This window comes from Klebsiella sp. SYXHC3 (genome assembly GCF_057196925.1).
Genome location: NZ_JBXUNG010000002.1, coordinates 144,171 through 162,854, shown reverse-complemented (window position 1 = coordinate 162,854; position 18,684 = coordinate 144,171). Strand labels below are relative to the sequence as shown.

Here is an 18,684-nt window from a genome sequence, read left to right as displayed (position 1 = left end):
GGCTGGAAATCTTCTCCCGTCGCGGTGAAGATAGACTGACGAGATTGAAAGGAGAGACGCAATGGCAAACTGGGTTACAGGTAAAGTTGTAAAAGTGCAAAACTGGACCGATGCACTGTTTAGCCTCACCATTCACGCGCCCGTTGAGCCGTTCACCGCAGGGCAGTTTGCTAAACTGGGCCTGGATGTTGACGGCGAGCGCGTGCAGCGCGCCTACTCCTACGTCAACGCCCCCAGCAATCCCGATCTCGAGTTCTACCTGGTCACCGTTCCGGAGGGTAAACTCAGCCCGCGACTGGCCGCGCTGAAACCCGGCGACGACGTTCAGATTGTCAGCGAAGCCGCCGGTTTCTTTGTGCTGGAAGAGGTGCCGGACTGCGACACGTTGTGGATGCTCGCCACCGGTACGGCGATCGGCCCCTATCTGTCGATTCTGGAAGAAGGGAAAGACCTGGATCGCTTCAAGAATCTGGTGCTGGTGCATGCGGCGCGCTATGCCGCCGACCTCAGCTATTTACCGCAAATGCGCGAGCTGGAGCAGCGCTACGCCGGCAAATTACGTATCCAGACCGTGGTCAGCCGCGAGACAGCGGAAGGTTCGCTGACCGGCCGGGTGCCGTTTCTGATTGAAACCGGCGCGCTGGAAGAGGCGGTCGGCCTGGCTATGACCGCCGATACCAGCCACGTGATGCTGTGCGGTAACCCGCAGATGGTGCGTGATACCCAACAGTTGCTGAAAGAGACCCGGCAGATGACCAAACATCTGCGTCGCCGACCGGGCCATATGACGGCAGAGCACTACTGGTAATCAGGCGTCCGCTTTCCAGCGGACATCCTGCGTCTCTTTGCCAAACTTATTTTCGCCCTGGGTGCCGACGAACGCTCCCAGGTCGATCAACATCATGACGATAATCAGCGTCGGTACAAAGCGCCCGACGCCCCACTGCCAGACCTGCGGCAGTATCGCCCAGTTGCCCGCCAGCAGCATCCACGCCAGAATCATCAGCAGCGCCCAGAGGCCGGATCTCCCGCGATCGTGCAGACGCTTCACCACCACCGCCGCCGTCGGCCAGAGCAGGCAGACGAGAATAAACGCCGCGGTCTGCAAACTCAGCAAATTGCTGCCCGCGAGAGTAAACAGCGCGCTCATGGTCAACACCCAGATAACGATCCAAATCCAGAAATCCCGGCGGCCAATACGGCCTTTAATTGAGAATAACCACTGCTGTAGGGTCATGTTTTATTCCTTATCATCATCATTCGCGTAGTTTACCCTGAAGGCGTCACTTTTTGACAAGCGTGACGGTTCCCGTTTTAATCGTCGGCAGGCAAAAAAAGGAAAGACAGGCATGAAGAAGTGGGCAATCTTAAGTTTGATTGGGCTGACAGCGTTATCTGTCGGCCCGATGGCGTTGTCCGCAGAAACAGAATCCGCCGCCACCGCTCCCTATCTTTTACCCAGCGCGCCGATTTTTGATGTCAGCATCAGCGAGTTCCGCGAAAAATTTAATGCCGATAATCCGAAACTGCCGCTTAACGAGTTTCGTTCTATCGCCTCCAGCCGCGATAAAGCTAACCTGACCCGCGCCGCCACCAAGATTAACGAGAATCTGTATGCCTCTACCGCGCTGGAGCGCGGCACGCTAAAGATTAAATCGATGCAGATAACCTGGCTGCCGATTCAGGGGCCGGAACAAAAAGCGGCGAAAGCGAAAGCGCAGGAGTATATGAGCGCTATTCTTCGCGCTTTTGTACCGACGCTAAGTCCACTGCAGAGCCAGCAAAAGTTGCAAAAACTGCTGACCGCCGGCAAAGGCAAACGCTACTACACCGAAACCGAAGGCGCGGTGCGCTATGTAGTGGCAGATCACGGGGAAAAAGGGCTAACTTTCGCCATTGAACCGATTAAGCTGGCGCTATCTGAAACGCTGGAAGACAACAATAAATGACAAAAAGCAAAGCCTTTCCAGTGACGAGTCTCTATACTGTTTCACAGACCATGCTGCCCTCTGGGGCGGCTATATTCCTTAATTCGCTTAGTAGCGTGGAGAATTAAAATGCGACATCCTTTAGTGATGGGTAACTGGAAACTGAACGGCAGCCGCCACATGGTAAACGAACTGGTTGCTAACCTGCGTACTGAACTGGCCGGCGTAAGCGGCTGTGCAGTGGCAATCGCGCCGCCGGAAATGTATCTCGACCTGGCTAAGCGTGCGGCAGAAGGCAGCCACATCCACCTGGGCGCGCAGAACGTTGACGTGAACCTGTCCGGCGCATTCACCGGTGAAACCTCCGCCGAAATGCTGAAAGATATCGGCGCGCAGTACATCATCATCGGCCACTCCGAACGCCGTACCTACCACAAAGAATCCGACGAGCTGATCGCGAAGAAATTCGCTGTACTGAAAGAGCAGGGGCTGACGCCGGTTCTGTGCATCGGTGAAACCGAAGCTGAAAACGAAGCGGGCAAAACTGAAGAAGTGTGCGCACGTCAGATCGACGCGGTGCTGAAAACTCAGGGCGCAGCCGCTTTTGAAGGCGTGGTTATCGCGTACGAACCAGTATGGGCTATCGGTACCGGTAAATCCGCTACCCCAGCGCAGGCTCAGGCGGTACACAAATTCATCCGTGACCACATTGCTAAAGCTGACGCTAAAATCGCTGAGCAGGTCATCATCCAGTACGGCGGTTCCGTTAACGCCGGCAACGCCGCAGAGCTGTTCACCCAGCCGGACATCGACGGCGCGCTGGTTGGCGGCGCTTCCCTGAAAGCAGACGCTTTCGCGGTGATCGTTAAAGCTGCAGAAGCGGCGAAAAAAGCGTAATTCGCTTTCCCGGTGGTGAAACGCTGCCGGGGTTGCTGACAAATTCGCCAAATGAAAACCCGGCTTAGCGCAGCGCGAGCCGGGTTTTATATTATCGCTACAATTTCCCTAATAGCTGATACCACGCATAATCCAGCGGCAGCAAAATCAAATAGCTCACCGCCGCCAGCGCCAGGCATAGCAACATCCCCGCTTTCGCCGGGACTTTACCTAATCCCATCGCCACCACAATCGGCGACGCCTGGTATGGCAGCAGCGGCGTGGAATAACCCAGCACCTGAATCATAATCACGCTCAGCAGCGGAAAGCCGGTCGCGTCGGCAAAGCTCTGCGCAAAAGTCGTATACAGCGCCGGGACGCCGTTGGCGGTCATAATAAAGTTCAGCGCACTGGTAATTCCGGTCAGCGCCAGGAAGCTGGTGAACGGATTATCTTTATCCAGCGGCATCACCTGCAGCAACGCGTTACCCACCGCGCCGCCAATCCCGGTTTGGGTCACGGTAATCGCCAGTCCCAAAATGCCGGCAACATAAATGCAGGTGCGCATATTCACCCCGCTGGCGAACTCCTCACCGCTGATAAATCCTACTCGCGGCAGCAGCGTGACCACCGCTGCCGCCAGGCCGGTCCACGCCGGGCCGACGCCGTGCCAGCTCTCTGTCACCCATAACGTCAACACCACCGCCAGCAGCCACGCCAGACGCTTTTCGTCACGGCTCATTGGCGCCAGCGGCGCCAGCTCGCGCGGCGGATGCGGCTTGCCGGGAAACAGCCAGCAGATCAGCGCCACCAGCACCGCCCCTTTCAACCAGCCAAGCACTGGCGTATGCAGCAGTAAATAGGGAACGTAATTCAAATGGATCCCGTAAGAGCCTTCCGCCGCCCCGCTCATCACCAGATTTGGCACGTTAGCAGGCAAAATGGTCGCAGATAGCTGGAAGGTGCCAAAGCCCACCGCCAGCGCCAGGCCGTACCAGCCGCGCGTGCCGTCGGCTATCCCCGCGCGCCGGGCCATCGCCGCCACAATCGGCATCAACAGCGCGATGCGCCCCATATTTGATGGCATCACGAACGCCAACGCATAACTCAGTAATACCACGCTGCCGACCATCCGCGGCCAGGAGTCGGTGAGCCGCGCCGATAGCGCCTGCGCCGCTCTATCCGCCAGTCCGGTTTTACGGATGGCGATCCCCAACACAAAGCCGCTGAACACCAGCCAGAACGCGGAGGAAGCAAAACCGCCGAAGATCACCTCCGGCGGAGCGATTTTGGTCATCATCGCCGCCGCGAAGAACAGCAGCGCGGTGATAAATTCCGGTAACAGCGAAGTCGCCCAGAGCACAATGGTGATGCCGACGATCAGCGAAGGGAGGAACAGCGGGTGGGTTAGCCAGAGCGACATGCCTGTCTCCTGTCGTTTTTTTCAGCAAGAATACGACGACAGGAAAGACAGGTAAACGCCAGAACTAGTGGTTTGCGTTAAGAATTGCGCAGCTATGATCCTGAATTTCTTCCGCTGAAGCACGGTTGAGAGTCAGCAGGTTACGCTCTGTCGCCAACAGCACCAGCGAGCCGTCGCTTTGCCGCGCCATCGCTAACGCATAACGCCCCATATGTTCGCGCGCTTCCGGTACCTCTTCCGCCAGCATCAGGAACGGGCTGCGCTGAGCCAGCTCGGCTTCCGTTACCCGACGCGCCAGATATTCATGGCCCTGCAGACCGCCCGGCAAAGGGAGCCAGCGGCTGCTAATTGTCGCCGCATCATTATCTAACTGCGCGCGGACATCGGGACGCAGACAGGAGATATGAATATGAAAATGGTTTTGCGTGCGCCCGCTGCGCGAGTTAATCGCCAGCGATACCGCGTTATCATCAATCGGCGCGCCGCGGCGCTGGCTCATAATTTCGCGCCCCTGCCAGGCCTGCCAGAAGAAATTCGGCGTTAGCGGATCCAACAGCAGCGGACTTTCGGTACCGTTAATACGGTAGGTCGGCATCAGCAGATATTGCAGCGGGCCGTTGCGATCTTTAAACAACACGTAGCCGCCTTTCAGGTTCACTTCCGCGCACGGCGACGGATTTTGATATTGCTGCTGATTGGGTACGCACTGCTGCAGGACAATATGACGTAACGCGTTCGGGTTACCGGAATGCAGCCAATAGTAGCCGCCAGCCAGCGCCGCCAGAATAACCACCAGCAGCGCCCACAAAAGGTATCTTACTCTTCTCATTATTGTTCCCTGTTAAGCCTGAACCGGAAGAGTAACGTAATTTGATGACTAAATAAAAACAGATGGCGGGCGGGGAGTTATCCCGGGTAGCGGCTGTCGCCTAACCCGGGCAACCAAAGGGCGCAGAACTGTAGCCCTGCTAAGCGTAGCGCAAGCAGGGGCAAGAGGATTAACGCTGGCTAATCTGGTCGAAGGTACCGCCGTTGGAGAAGTGCTCCTTCTGCGCTTTCGTCCAGCCGCCGAACTCCTGATCAATGGTAAACAGCTTCAGTTTCGGGAACTCGTTGGCATATTTCTTCGCCACATCAGGATCGCGCGGACGATAGAAGTTCTTCGCCGCAATCTCCTGGCCTTCCGGCGAGTAGAGATACTTCAGGTACGCTTCCGCCACCTGGCGAGTGCCTTTCTTATCCACCACTTTATCGACGACGGAAACCGTCGGCTCGGCCAGAATGGACTCGCTCGGCGTCACGATTTCAAACTTGTCCTTGCCCAGCTCTTTCGTCGCCAGCAGCGCTTCGTTCTCCCAGGCAATCAGCACGTCGCCGATCCCGCGTTCTACGAAGGTGTTGGTGGAACCGCGCGCGCCGGAATCCAGCACTTCAACGTTTTTATACAGCGCTTTCACGAACTCCTGCGCTTTCGCCTGATCGCCGTGATTCTGATGCAGGGCATAGCCCCATGCCGCCAGATAGTTCCAGCGGGCGCCGCCGGAGCTTTTCGGGTTCGGGGTGATGACCGATACGCCGGGTTTAATCAGGTCGTTCCAGTCATGGATCTGTTTTGGGTTGCCCTTACGGACGAGGAACACGATGGTTGAGGTATACGGCGCGGAGTTATCCGGCAGGCGCTTCAGCCAGTTTTTATCGATACGACCACGTTCAGCAATGGCGTCTACGTCGTAGGCCAGCGCCAGGGTGACGACATCCGCTTCAATCCCGTTGATAACCGACGTCGCCTGTTTGCCGGAGCCGCCGTGCGACTGACGAATCACCACGTTATCGCCGGTTTCCTGCTTCCAGTGCGCGCTAAACGCTTTATTGTACTGTTCGTACAGCTCGCGCGTCGGATCGTACGATACGTTTAACAGCTGATAATCTTTTGCCAGCACGCTGGCGGATGCCAGCAACAGAGTTAACCCTACGCCCCACTTATTCATCGCACCGCTCTCTTTATGTCGTGTTGTGATGAACTAAGCGTGCCAGAAAGCGAATCAATGATTAAAGAATAAAAAAAGATTGGCTATAACCTGGAGATATAAAGCGGGGGATAGAGAAAACCCCTTCCCGGGCGGGAAGGGGCGGGAAGCGATTAGACTTCTTCCATGCGGCCCAGCAGCGCCTGCAGACGATCCTGCCAGCCCTGCTGTTGTTCTCTCAGCTGGCTATTTTCACGCTCCAGCTCTTCACGGCCGTGCTGCGCGCTCTGCACTTCCTGCGCCAGCGTGGTGTTCTTTTCTTTCAGCTCTTCGATTTCCATCTGCAACAGAGTGATGGTATCAATCGCCTGCTGAACTTTAGATTCTAATTTCTCAAACACTTCTAATGACATCGTCATACCTCTCCTGATCTTGCAAGGCGTTGATAGAAACTCGTGTTTCGTATACGCGGTCCCGCCTTAACGAATTAGCGCACAATAGCGGTGTTGTCGTCGATTGTATGAATCCCCGCCTCACCTGTCCAGCGACAACCCGCGCAGATTGCGGTTTGCAACACTTTTCAGTCTTTACCTGGTGCGTTCGCGGCAATTGCCCCGAACTTCTCTGGCGATTGTTAATCAATGAGATAACAAAATACGCAGAAAAAGGTGGGTAAATGTGCCGCAACACGCGTTTATGGCGCGAAAACGCTCATTTTCTTGACGAGGGACACAAATTTAAATTTCGATATTTCTCGTTTATGCTCGTTAACGATAAATTAACACTATGCCTACAAGGCACCGTGGTCGTCCGCGACCAACATACTTACAATAATCACTTCGCTTCAGGATCCGATTATGAGCCAGACATCAACATTAAAAGGCCAGTGCATCGCAGAGTTTCTCGGTACCGGGTTGTTGATCTTTTTCGGCGTTGGGTGCGTAGCTGCGCTCAAAGTCGCAGGAGCCAGCTTCGGTCAGTGGGAAATCAGCATCATCTGGGGTCTGGGGGTGGCTATGGCTATCTACCTGACCGCGGGCGTATCCGGCGCGCACCTTAATCCGGCGGTCACCATCGCCTTATGGTTATTCGCCTGCTTTGATGGGCGCAAAGTTGTTCCTTTTATTATTTCGCAATTCGCCGGCGCCTTTTGCGCTGCGGCATTAGTTTACGGGCTTTATTACAATCTTTTCTTCGATTTCGAACACACCCACAACATGGTACGCGGCAGCGTGGAAAGCCTTGAGCTCGCCGGTATCTTCTCGACCTACCCTAACCCGCATATCAATTTTGTGCAGGCCTTCGCGGTAGAAATGGTGATTACCGCTATTCTGATGGGCGTGATTTTAGCGCTGACCGACGACGGCAACGGCGTGCCGCGCGGCCCGCTGGCGCCGCTGCTGATTGGTCTGCTGATTGCCGTTATCGGTGCTTCTATGGGTCCGCTGACCGGCTTCGCGATGAACCCGGCGCGTGATATCGGACCGAAAGCCTTCGCCTGGCTGGCAGGCTGGGGTAACGTCGCCTTCACCGGCGGCAAAGATATTCCTTATTTCCTGGTGCCGCTGTGCGCACCGGTGGTCGGCGCGGCGCTGGGCGCATTCAGCTACCGCAAATTCATTGGCCGCCATCTGCCTTGCGACACCTGCGTCGAGGAAGAAAAAGAATCCGCTTCTTCCGCGTCGCAACAAAAAGCTTCGCTGTAATCTGACTACGGGACACCAATTATGACCGAGAAAAAATATATCGTTGCGCTCGACCAGGGCACTACCAGCTCCCGCGCCGTCGTGATGGATCACGACGCCAATATCGTCAGCGTGTCACAGCGTGAATTCGAACAAATTTATCCGAAGCCAGGCTGGGTTGAGCACGACCCGATGGAGATTTGGGCCTCGCAGAGCTCTACGCTGGTCGAAGTGTTGGCGAAAGCCGATATCAACTCCGACGAAATTGCCGCCATCGGCATCACCAACCAGCGTGAAACCGCCATCGTTTGGGAGCGTGAGACCGGTAAGCCTATTTACAACGCCATCGTCTGGCAGTGCCGCCGCACCGCGGATATCTGCGAGCAGCTCAAGCGCGACGGCATGGAAGAGTACATCCGCAAAGCCACCGGCCTGGTGGTGGACCCGTACTTCTCCGGCACCAAAGTGAAGTGGATCCTTGACCATGTCGAAGGCGCCCGCGAGCGCGCGAAGCGCGGCGAACTGCTGTTCGGTACCGTTGATACCTGGCTTATCTGGAAAATGACCCAGGGGCGCGTGCACGTCACCGACTACACTAACGCCTCACGTACCATGTTGTTCAACATCCATGAACTGGACTGGGACGACAAAATGCTCGACGCGCTGGATATCCCGCGCGCCATGTTGCCGGAAGTACGTAAGTCTTCTGAAGTTTACGGCCAGACCAACATCGGCGGTAAAGGCGGCACCCGTATTCCTATCTCCGGCATCGCCGGCGACCAGCAGGCGGCGCTGTTTGGCCAGCTGTGTGTGAAAGAAGGGATGGCGAAAAACACCTACGGTACCGGCTGCTTCATGTTAATGAACACCGGTGAAAAGGCGGTGACCTCAACCCACGGCCTGCTGACCACCATCGCCTGCGGCCCGACCGGCGAAGTGAACTACGCGCTGGAAGGCGCGGTGTTTATGGCCGGAGCGTCGATTCAGTGGCTGCGTGATGAAATGAAACTCATCAACGATGCTTTCGATTCTGAATACTTCGCCACTAAGGTGAAGGACACCAACGGCGTGTATGTGGTGCCGGCCTTTACCGGTCTTGGCGCGCCATACTGGGATCCGTATGCGCGCGGCGCGATTTTCGGCCTGACCCGCGGAGTGAACGCCAACCATATTATCCGCGCCACGCTGGAATCTATCGCCTATCAGACGCGTGACGTTCTGGAAGCGATGCAGGCCGACTCCGGTATTCGTCTGCACGCCCTGCGCGTGGACGGCGGCGCGGTCGCCAACAACTTCCTGATGCAGTTCCAGTCCGATATTCTCGGCACCCGCGTGGAACGCCCGGAAGTGCGTGAAGTCACGGCGCTGGGCGCCGCCTATCTGGCAGGTCTGGCGGTCGGCTTCTGGCAAAATCTCGACGAGCTGCAGGAGAAAGCGGTGATTGAACGTGAGTTCCGCCCGGGTATTGAAACCACCGAGCGTAATTTCCGCTACAGCGGCTGGAAGAAAGCGGTGAAACGCGCGTTAGCGTGGGAAGAGCACGACGAAGCGTAAGATTGTGGAGGTATTCCCGGCTTGCGGCGTAAACGCCTTAGCCGGGCTACAAAACCCCAAACAGCGCGATCTTGTAGCCCGGACAGGTGCGCAGCACCGCCTCCGGGTTTTTTATCAGCCAAATATCGGCAACAACAGGTACAGCTTAATCACCAGCGCGTTGACGATGTCGATAAAGAACGCCCCCACCATCGGCACCACCAGGAAAGCCATATGCGACGGGCCAAAACGGTCGGTAATCGCCTGCATATTGGCAATCGCCGTCGGCGTCGCGCCAAGCCCGAACCCGCAATGACCGGCTGCCAGCACGGCGGCATCATAGTTCTTACCCATCATCCGGTAAGTCACAAACACCGCATACAGCGCCATCGCCACCGCCTGTACCGCCAGAATAATAATCATCGGCAGCGCCAGCGACGCCAGTTCCCACAGCTTGAGGCTCATCAGCGCCATCGCGAGGAACAGCGACAGGCTGACGTTGCCCAGTACCGATACCGCGCGGTCAAACACGCGATACAGCCCTGCCAGCGCCAGGCCGTTGCTGAGGATCACGCCGATAAACAGCACGCAGACGAAGGTCGGTAATTCAAACACGGTACCCGCCAGCAGTTGCGCAACCACCTTCCCTACGGTCAGGCAGATAGCGATTAACGCAATACTTTCAATCAGCACCAGCGAGGTGATCATGCGGCCCATATCCGGCTTCTCAAACGCCGTCGGCGCCAGCTGGTCGTCCGGCGTACCGTCCGGCGAGGAAGAGTGCTTCACCAGATAACGCGCCACCGGCCCGCCGATCAGGCCGCCGAGCACCAGGCCGAAGGTTGCGCAAGCCATGGCGACCTCGGTGGCGTTGGCAAATCCGTAACGCTCAACGAACAATTTACTCCACGCCGCCCCGGTGCCGTGACCGCCGGAAAGCGTGATAGAACCGGCCAGCAGACCCATCAGCGGATCCAGCCCCAGCAGCTTCGCCATGCCGATACCGAGAGCGTTCTGCAGCAGCAGCAGGCCCACCACCACAATCAGGAAAGTGCCAAGCACTTTGCCGCCCGCCCGCAGACTGGCAAGGTTAGCGTTAAGGCCGATAGTGGCGAAGAACGCCAGCATCAGCGGGTCCTTCAGGCTCATATCGAAATCGATTTCGATATCCATGCTTTTTTTCAAAACCAGCAGCGCCAGCGCCACCAGCAGGCCGCCGGCGACGGGTTCAGGAATGGTATATTTTTTGAGGAATGGGACGTTCTGAACGAGCTTTCGCCCTAAAAGCAACACCATGGTTGCGGCAACGAGCGTCGATAAGGTATCGAGATGCAACATAAAAAAGAGCTCCTTATGGGCGCATGAGTCATTCACACGCGACGGTATTCCCGGTGTCGATTACTTCTCATCTTGAGGAGTCGGAGAGCGATTTTAAGCAGAAGTGCGCAAAAAATGACAGAAAAAGATATTTTGTATTAGCGTTGATGCGATCAAGCATACAAAATGTTAATTAATTTGTTACATCTATTCAGTGAGGATATTTTTTGCGCCAAATCGTGGCAAACGTTTGCTTTTGGTCTACAGTCCGATAAAATTCCCGCTTTGCCACCTTGGGATTGTTTGTGATGTCCGTTACGACCGCAGAGTCAGAAAATGCGCAACCGGTTGCGCATAAACCAGCCAGCGAATTAATCTATCGCCTCGAAGACCGTCCGCCGCTTCCGCAAACGCTGTTTGCCGCATTCCAGCACCTGCTGGCGATGTTTGTTGCGGTCATCACCCCGGCGCTGCTTATCTGTCAGGCGCTCGGCCTCCCGGCCGAAGATACGCAACACATCATCAGCATGTCCCTGTTCGCCTCCGGCGTGGCATCCATTATCCAGATTAAAGCCTGGGGACCAGTTGGCTCCGGCCTGCTCTCCATCCAGGGCACCAGCTTCAACTTCGTCGCCCCGTTGATTATGGGCGGCACCGCGCTGAAAACTGGCGGCGCCGACGTGCCGACGATGATGGCCGCGCTGTTCGGCACCCTGATGCTGGCGAGCTGCACCGAAATGGTCCTCTCGCGGGTTCTGCATCTGGCGCGCCGCATTATTACGCCGCTGGTCTCCGGCGTGGTGGTGATGATTATCGGCCTGTCGCTCATTCAGGTTGGCCTGACTTCTATCGGCGGCGGCTATGCGGCGATGGCCGACCACACCTTCGGCGCGCCGAAAAACCTGCTGCTGGCGGGTATCGTGCTGGCGCTGATTATTATCCTCAACCGCCAGCGCAACCCGTACCTGCGCATCGCCTCGCTGGTGATCGCGATGGCTGCCGGTTATCTGGCGGCGTGGTTCCTCGATATGCTGCCAGCTAACACCGCGCCTACCAACAGCAGCCTGATCACTATCCCTACGCCGCTCTATTACGGCCTGGGCATCGACTGGAGCCTGCTGCTGCCGCTGATGCTGGTCTTTATGATCACCTCGCTGGAAACGATTGGTGATATCACCGCCACCTCCGACGTTTCTGAACAACCGGTCTCCGGCCCGCTGTATATGAAACGCCTGAAAGGCGGCGTACTGGCGAACGGCCTGAACTCATTTGTTTCCGCCGTTTTCAATACCTTCCCGAACTCCTGCTTCGGCCAGAACAACGGCGTGATCCAACTGACCGGCGTCGCCAGCCGCTATGTGGGCTTTGTGGTGGCGCTGATGCTGATTGTGCTCGGCCTGTTCCCGGCGGTAAGCGGCTTTGTGCAGCATATTCCTGAGCCGGTACTTGGCGGCGCGACGCTGGTGATGTTCGGTACCATTGCCGCATCCGGCGTGCGCATCGTCTCCCGCGAGCCGCTGAATCGCCGCGCTATCCTGATTATCGCCCTCTCTCTGGCGGTGGGTCTCGGCGTATCGCAGCAGCCGCTAATCCTGCAATTCGCGCCGGACTGGCTGAAAAACCTGCTCTCTTCCGGAATTGCCGCTGGCGGTATCACGGCGATTGTTCTGAATTTAATCTTCCCGCCTGAGAAGAACTAAAGCATTGAAGTTGCGCTCCCCGGTATCGCCACGGCGACCAGGGAGCGCGCCGGCTGTAACATCTCTTCACCTCACTTCATCTCATTTCACTATTCCCGCCTTGAGGATTGCGCATAAATCGTGCATAACACGGTGATGTGTACTTATCAGGATGGAAGATCATGAAATTTCTTGGAAAGCTGATTCTCTGGCTGCTGATCGCCCTGCTGGTCGTTATCGTCGCCGCTTACTTTGCGCTGCAAACCCGCTGGGGGGCGCGCCAGGCGAGCAGTTGGCTAAGCGAAAGCACCGGCTGGAAAATCGCCTTCGATAAGATGGCGCATGACTTCTCTTCCCCACTGCATCTGCAGTTGCAAAATGTCACCTTTGGCCGCGACGGCAAGCCGCCGACGCTGGTCGCCAAAACGGTGGATATCGGTTTTAGCACCCGCCAGTTCAGCGACCCGCTGCACGCTGATGAAATCGTCCTCAGCGACGGCACGCTGAATCTTTCTCCGGCTTCCGCCTCGATGCCGTTTGCCGCCGACCGCCTGCAGCTACGCGATATGGCTTTTAACAGCCCGGACAGCGAGTGGAACCTGAGCGCGCAGCGGGTGACCGGTGGCGTGATGCCGTGGCAGCCGGAAGCGGGCGACGTGCTGGGCAGAAAAGCGCAAATTCAGATGAGCGCGGGCTCGATGAATATTAACGGCATCGAAGCCAGCAACGTCCTGATCCAGGGGGCAATGGATAACGGCGAGGTGACCCTGAACACCCTTGGCGCCGATATCGCGCGCGGCACGCTGACCGGTAACGCCAAACGCCGCACCGACGGTAGCTGGCTGGTTGATAACCTGCGCCTGAATGAAATTCGTCTGCAGAGCGCCAAACCGCTGAATGAGTTCCTTGCGCCGCTCACCTCGGTGCCGTCGCTGCAGATTGGCCGGCTGGATGTGACCGATGCTCGTTTGCAGGGGCCAGGCTGGGCGGTGACCGACCTCGACCTCAACTTGCGCAATCTGACCTTGAGCCATAACGGCTGGCAGAGCGACGACGGGACGCTATCGATGAACGCCAGCGAGTTTATCTACGGTTCGCTGAATTTCCTCGATCCCATCGTCAATGCCGAATTCTCGCCGCAGGGCATTGCGCTACGCCAGTTCAGCTCCCGCTGGGAGGGCGGCATGGTGCGTACCTCCGGCAACTGGCTGCGCGCCGGTAATGCGCTGGTGCTCGACGATGCCGTCTTCGCCGGGCTGGAATATACGCTACCGTCCAACTGGAAACAGCTGTGGATGGAGCCGATGCCGGGCTGGCTGCAAAGCCTGACGCTGAAGAAATTCAGCGCCAGCCGAAATCTGATTATCGATATCGACCCAGCCTTCCCATGGCAGATCACCGCGCTGGACGGTTACGGCGGCGAATTACAGCTGGTGAAAGATGGTCAGTGGGGTGTGTGGAATGGCAGCGCCACCCTCAATGCCGCCGCCGCGACCTTCAACCGCATCGACGTGCGCCGTCCGTCGCTGAAGCTGAACGCGAACGCTTCTACGGTCAACATCAGCGAGCTGAGCGCCTTTACCGAGCGCGGCATTCTGCAGGCGACCGCCGCGGTGTCACAATTGCCGCAACGCCAGGTCAATTTGAGCTTGAACGGCCGCGGCGTGCCGCTGAATATTCTGCAGGCCTGGGGCTGGCCTGCGCTGCCGATTAGCGGCGACGGCAACTTCCAGCTAACCGCGAACGGTAGCGTGCAGGCCAATGCGCCGCTGAAACCGAGCGTCAACGGCCAGCTCAGCGCCACCAATATGGACAAGCAGCAGGCGGCGCAGGTGATGCGCAACGGCGAGGTTAGCAACGCGCCTGCCGCGTCGGTTCCCGTAACGCCGTAGCCATTTTCCTCTTGCCCTCTTCCCGGCGGAAGAGGGCTAATCCCCCTCCCTGAAACCTGTATGCAATTAGCGGCTATCTGTGCCTATTTCCCGCAACAGGTTCCTTTCAAATATCAGAATTGCTATAACCAAAATACTGGAAGTTGATAAAAATAATGATCCCCTGTACCTACAAAAATAAAAGGAACAACCATGTCTGTAATACGTCAACGTATTCTGGAGAATATGCAAAAATTCTCCAGGGCCATGATCGGCGCAGTATTGTTCTTGCCGGTCATTGGATTAATTCTGGCTCTCAGTTCCGTCTTAACTAACCCGACTCTTATTGCTGAAACTAGTTTCCTTCATCAATTAGGGCAACTGCTTGGTGATACCTTCTGGCCATTATTCGGTAACCTCGGATTATTGTTTTGCGTGGGAATAAGTTACGGCCTGGCAAAAGATAAAAAAACAGAGGTCGCACTTGTCTCGGTGATGTGTTTTATCATGTTTCTCGGCGCCAACCATTCATGGCTGGAACATACTCATGCGGTGGCGGAAAAAATTAACGGCGAATATTACGGTACCGGGCAAACGCAGCTATTAGGCTTTGTGGTCGTCGATATGGGAGTATTCCTCGGAATCATTCTTGGCTGCACCATTGCCTGGGTACATAATAAAGTCTCCAATATTGAGCTGCCCGGCGCGCTATCGATGTACGGCGGGGCGAAGCTGACGCTGGTCGCCATGACGCCAGTCATTATCTGCTATGCCATTGCTTTTACCTGGATTTGGCCTTTTATGACCCACGGCATTAGCGCCCTGACCGGGTTTATGAAGAATGCCGGCGTTGCGGGAGTGTTTGTCTACGGCTTCTTTGAAAAATTCCTTATTCCCACCGGCTTGCACCATTTCGTGTGGTCGCCTTTCCAGCTTACACAAATCGGCGGCACGCTGAATGTCGATGGCCAGGTCGTCTCCGGCACCCAGGCGATTTTCCTCGCCTATATGCGCCATCCCGATCTAACGCCGGTGATGAACGACGCATTACGTTTCTCGCAACAGGGGATGACCACCATCTTTGGCCTGGCGGGCGCATCGCTGGCGTTTTATCACACCGCAAAGCCGGAGAAGAAAGCGATGGCGAAGGCGATTCTGCTGCCGGCGATTATCACCTCGATGCTGACCGGCATCACCGAACCCATTGAATTCACATTCTTATTTGTCTCGCCGCTGCTGTGGGTGATCCATGCGACGTTAACCGCCGCTTCGCAGGCAATTTGCGACATCTTCACCGTGCGGCCGTGGGGCGCCTCCGGCCTAATTGAATTTCTGATCTACAACCTGCCGCTGCCGGTGTCGTTAACCCGCTGGCCGGGGTACGTGCTGATCGGTATTGGCCAATTTATCGTTTATTACGCGATATTCCGCACGCTGGTAGTGAAGTTAAATCTGAAAACGCCGGGCCGCGAGGATGACGATAACGTTAAGTTATACAGTAAGGCGGACTACCGTAAAAAAGTCAGCGGCCCGCAGTCGATGACGGATGAAATTATTAATGGCTTAGGCGGTAAAGCCAATATTATCTCCGTTGATAACTGTTTCACGCGCCTGCGGGTGGTTGTCCATAATATGACATTAGTTGATGATGAATTATTAAAAAGCACTGGCGCAAATGGCGTAGTACGCAATCGTAATGAAGTTCAGGTTATTTATGGCGTCAAAGTCGGGCAAGTCCGTTCCCGGGTTGATAGCTGGCTAGCAGAAAATTAATTGGGAGTGATGTATGAAATTAACCGTATTAGGCGGGGGCGGCGTGCGCTCTGCATTTCTGGCAAAGTCGCTGGCTTATAACGCGCACCGCATTGGTTTAACGGAAGTGGTATTTCAGGATAGCTCAGCGGAGAATTTATCGCTATTTGGTGAAATCGCCCGCTATGTATTTAATACCATTCGACCGGATATTCATTTTACTACCACCAGCGATCCGGTCGCCGCGCTGCAGGGTACCCATTACGTGATTACCACGCTGCGCGTCGGCGGTGATGAGAGCCGCATCCGCGACGAGCGAATCGCGCTGGAGCATAACACGCTGGGTCAGGAGACCACCGGCGCGGGCGGTTTTGCCATGGCGATGCGCTCGATCCCGGCGATCCTGCGCTACTGCCGTCTGATCGAGGAGCACGCCGACAAAGACGCGATCCTGTTTAACTTTACTAATCCGTCCGGGCTGGTCACCGAAGCGATTATCAAATCCGGTTTCAAACGCCGGGTGTACGGGATTTGCGATGCGCCGTCGGAACTCATCCGCGAGCTGCCGGAGATCCTCGGCTGCGATGCGCACGACCTGAGCGTGGAATGCTACGGCTTAAACCACTTTTCCTGGTTTACGCACTTCACCGTGCGCGGGGAAGAGGTTACCGCGCAGCTGGTCGCCAACCCGGATTTATACCGCAAAACGGCGATGCAGTACTTCTCGCCGGAGCTGGTCAAACTGTGCGATAACCAGTTGCTCAACGAATATCTCTATTACTACTACTATCGCGAAGTGGCGCTACGGGCGATTCAACAGGCACCGGAGACCCGCGGCGAGCAGATTGCCCGTATCAACCACGATATGCGTCAGGAGCTCAGCGGCGTGGATGTTAAAGCGGAGCCGCAGGCGGCCTTTACCATCTGGATGAAGCACTACCTACGCCGCGAAAACAGCTATATGCAAAACGAGTCGCAGCAGGAAAAATTCCATACCCGCGAGCCGCTAACGCTGCGGCAGTTTATCGAAGAGCCGGATACCGGAGGCTACGCCGGGGTGGCGCTGGATATTCTGGAGGCGGTCAACAGCACCACCACCAAACGCATCGTGGTGTCGATACAGAATAACGGCACGCTCGATTTTTTACGCCCCGACGATGTAATTGAAATCAGCTGCGATCTGAGCAAAGAGGGTCTTAAGCCGGTGACACCGATAAACGTGCCGACGGCGCAGAAAAATATGATTGCCAGCGTGAAGGAGTATGAGCGGCTGGCGGTGGCGGCAATTCTGCAGCAGGACCAATCGCTGGCGGTAAGGGCGTTAATGGCTCATCCGCTGGTCGGTTCATATTCGCTGGCGAAGAAGCTGGTTGAGGCCTATCTCGACGATGAACAGTTCGCCGGGTGGCGGTAACGAGTCGCCCCCGCTCGATTGAGTAGATACTGTTATCGGTTTGCAACCTTTTAGCTTGAGAAAAGCGTTTATCTCGTTTCGCTCCAGAGGATATTGCGCTCCCGGTTAATTTTTCTGCAATATGTTTTCCGTGGCGCAGGGAACGCACAAAGGGCGGCCAGTCGCCGCCGCCCTCTGTACTCCCGGGCTCTGGCCGCCAAAATCACCGCTACGCGGTCCCCTCGCCTTATCCCGGCAGGCTTCGGGTCGGGCCGAGGCAGCGTCCTTGCAAATCACGGCCCTCAGCCCGCATCCATGCGGGCTGCCCCGGCCTTCCGGGAACGTCTCAGCGATTTTGAGGCCACCAGCACTGGCAGTTTCAGCCAGCGTGGTGAAGACATTAAAGGCAGGTCGCACGGACTGTAGGCCGGGTAAGGCGAAGCCGCCACCCGGCGCAAAAGCGGCTCCTTATCCGCGGATATTGCCCGGCGGCGCTACGCTTAGCGGGGCTACCTATTGCTACGTACGCTGGTAAACCACATTTTTAACAACCGCTCAAAGCCCAATATGCAGTAGCCAAAAAACGGGTTGCTCCAGTAAATATCATCGTCGAACTTCTGCGGGTCGTGAATAATAAACGCCGTATTCGCGGCCTGCGCCAGCGGGCTTTGATAATCGCCGGTAAAGCAGACAAGGTTTATCTCTTTGCCTTCCAGCGCCTTGACCCAATTTAATGCCGAACTGCTGCGTCCGGATTTAGAAATGATCCAGATGGAATCAAAGCGGGCAGCGTTTTTTTGCTCAAGGATTTCGTAATCGGGCCACAGCGCCAGGCTGGCGTTCACGCCGGTAACGAGAAACTTATTATAAATATACTGGGCGATTAGCTGCGAAAAACCGCTGCCGTGGATCAAAATACGCTGCTGCTCAAGGCCTGCCAGCAGCGGCGTCAGCGCTTCTGCCGGTTGAATGCTCATATAATCAATATCGTTGGTGACATCGAGCTTTGGCATGGTGATATTGAACTTGATGAAATAGACCAGCTCCAGCCAGCCGCTGAACTTAAGCTTCTTCGCCAGCCGCACCAGCGAAGAAGGATTACTGTAGCAGCGCTCCGCGACGGTGCGGATCCCTTCGCGGATACATAGCTGCGGGTCATTTTGAATAAAACGCAGCACGGTCATTTCGGTTTTACTCAACTTCACGTCACGAAAGATATTTTCTAAGTCCATTACGGGCTCCTCTCAGCGGCAGATTACG

General features: G+C 56.2%; 16 protein-coding genes. 9 read left to right on the top strand and 7 right to left on the bottom strand.

Translation table 11 applies throughout. The annotated features are described in order from the left end of the window. Window positions 1-61: 61 nt before the first annotated feature. The gene (gene fpr, locus AC2CGP_RS07790; protein WP_015369139.1) at window positions 62-808 is read left to right on the top strand and encodes a ferredoxin--NADP(+) reductase; all 747 of its coding nucleotides are present in this window, start codon (window positions 62-64) and stop codon (window positions 806-808) included. Here the strand turns inward: fpr and AC2CGP_RS07785 are convergent, their stop codons facing one another. After that, window positions 809-1,237 (bottom strand): DUF805 domain-containing protein, encoded by a 429-nt coding sequence (locus AC2CGP_RS07785; protein WP_015703816.1) that lies wholly within the window; start codon window positions 1,235-1,237, stop codon window positions 809-811. A 112-nt stretch (window positions 1,238-1,349) separates the two neighbouring features. Here AC2CGP_RS07785 and AC2CGP_RS07780 point away from each other — a divergent pair, with 112 nt between their 5' ends. Both AC2CGP_RS07780 and tpiA read left to right on the top strand, forming a co-directional pair. Next, window positions 1,350-1,949, top strand: coding sequence for a DUF1454 family protein (locus AC2CGP_RS07780; protein WP_015369137.1), 600 nt, complete (start codon window positions 1,350-1,352; stop codon window positions 1,947-1,949). A 108-nt stretch (window positions 1,950-2,057) separates the two neighbouring features. Beyond that, the gene (tpiA, locus tag AC2CGP_RS07775) at window positions 2,058-2,825 is read left to right on the top strand and encodes a triose-phosphate isomerase (protein ID WP_002922909.1); all 768 of its coding nucleotides are present in this window, start codon (window positions 2,058-2,060) and stop codon (window positions 2,823-2,825) included. A 97-nt stretch (window positions 2,826-2,922) separates the two neighbouring features. Here tpiA and AC2CGP_RS07770 read toward each other — a convergent pair whose 3' ends face one another. The 4 genes from AC2CGP_RS07770 to zapB form a co-directional block, all read right to left on the bottom strand. Further along, window positions 2,923-4,227 carry an SLC13 family permease gene (locus tag AC2CGP_RS07770; protein WP_015703817.1) on the bottom strand — a complete coding sequence of 435 codons (1,305 nt, stop codon included), beginning with the start codon at window positions 4,225-4,227 and terminating at the stop codon, window positions 2,923-2,925. Between the two features lie 64 nt (window positions 4,228-4,291). Beyond that, the gene (locus AC2CGP_RS07765; protein WP_262853272.1) at window positions 4,292-5,056 is read right to left on the bottom strand and encodes a CDP-diacylglycerol diphosphatase; all 765 of its coding nucleotides are present in this window, start codon (window positions 5,054-5,056) and stop codon (window positions 4,292-4,294) included. 169 nt (window positions 5,057-5,225) lie between these two features. Then, window positions 5,226-6,215, bottom strand: coding sequence for a sulfate ABC transporter substrate-binding protein (locus tag AC2CGP_RS07760; protein ID WP_015369134.1), 990 nt, complete (start codon window positions 6,213-6,215; stop codon window positions 5,226-5,228). Between the two features lie 152 nt (window positions 6,216-6,367). Then, window positions 6,368-6,613, bottom strand: a complete 246-nt coding sequence (zapB, locus tag AC2CGP_RS07755; protein WP_020077673.1) for a septal ring assembly protein ZapB — start codon at window positions 6,611-6,613, stop codon at window positions 6,368-6,370. A 438-nt stretch (window positions 6,614-7,051) separates the two neighbouring features. On the opposite strand from zapB, the gene AC2CGP_RS07750 reads away from it, so the two are divergent. Both AC2CGP_RS07750 and glpK read left to right on the top strand, forming a co-directional pair. Then, window positions 7,052-7,900, top strand: coding sequence for an MIP/aquaporin family protein (locus tag AC2CGP_RS07750; protein ID WP_015369132.1), 849 nt, complete (start codon window positions 7,052-7,054; stop codon window positions 7,898-7,900). Between the two features lie 21 nt (window positions 7,901-7,921). Beyond that, a complete protein-coding gene (glpK, locus tag AC2CGP_RS07745; protein WP_015369131.1) occupies window positions 7,922-9,433 on the top strand; it encodes a glycerol kinase GlpK in 1,512 nt (503 codons plus the stop codon). A 114-nt stretch (window positions 9,434-9,547) separates the two neighbouring features. Here glpK and gltS read toward each other — a convergent pair whose 3' ends face one another. Further along, window positions 9,548-10,750: a sodium/glutamate symporter gene (gene gltS / locus AC2CGP_RS07740; RefSeq protein ID WP_015703819.1), complete on the bottom strand. Its 1,203-nt coding sequence runs from the start codon at window positions 10,748-10,750 to the stop codon at window positions 9,548-9,550. A gap of 287 nt (window positions 10,751-11,037) precedes the next feature. Here gltS and AC2CGP_RS07735 point away from each other — a divergent pair, with 287 nt between their 5' ends. The 4 genes from AC2CGP_RS07735 to AC2CGP_RS07720 all read left to right on the top strand — a co-directional run bounded on the left by AC2CGP_RS07735 (window position 11,038) and on the right by AC2CGP_RS07720 (window position 17,445). Next, complete coding sequence (locus AC2CGP_RS07735; protein WP_015369129.1) at window positions 11,038-12,429, top strand: nucleobase:cation symporter-2 family protein; 1,392 nt, start codon at window positions 11,038-11,040, stop codon at window positions 12,427-12,429. A 161-nt stretch (window positions 12,430-12,590) separates the two neighbouring features. Further along, complete coding sequence (locus tag AC2CGP_RS07730) at window positions 12,591-14,300, top strand: AsmA family protein (RefSeq protein WP_411303084.1); 1,710 nt, start codon at window positions 12,591-12,593, stop codon at window positions 14,298-14,300. A gap of 192 nt (window positions 14,301-14,492) precedes the next feature. Continuing rightward, window positions 14,493-16,052 carry a PTS transporter subunit EIIC gene (locus AC2CGP_RS07725; RefSeq protein WP_045359309.1) on the top strand — a complete coding sequence of 520 codons (1,560 nt, stop codon included), beginning with the start codon at window positions 14,493-14,495 and terminating at the stop codon, window positions 16,050-16,052. Window positions 16,053-16,065: 13 nt separating this feature from the next. Continuing rightward, window positions 16,066-17,445, top strand: coding sequence for a family 4 glycosyl hydrolase (locus AC2CGP_RS07720; protein WP_045375250.1), 1,380 nt, complete (start codon window positions 16,066-16,068; stop codon window positions 17,443-17,445). 488 nt (window positions 17,446-17,933) lie between these two features. Here the strand turns inward: AC2CGP_RS07720 and AC2CGP_RS07715 are convergent, their stop codons facing one another. Beyond that, window positions 17,934-18,656: a MurR/RpiR family transcriptional regulator gene (locus AC2CGP_RS07715; RefSeq protein ID WP_015369125.1), complete on the bottom strand. Its 723-nt coding sequence runs from the start codon at window positions 18,654-18,656 to the stop codon at window positions 17,934-17,936. Between the last annotated feature and the right edge of the window lie 28 nt (window positions 18,657-18,684).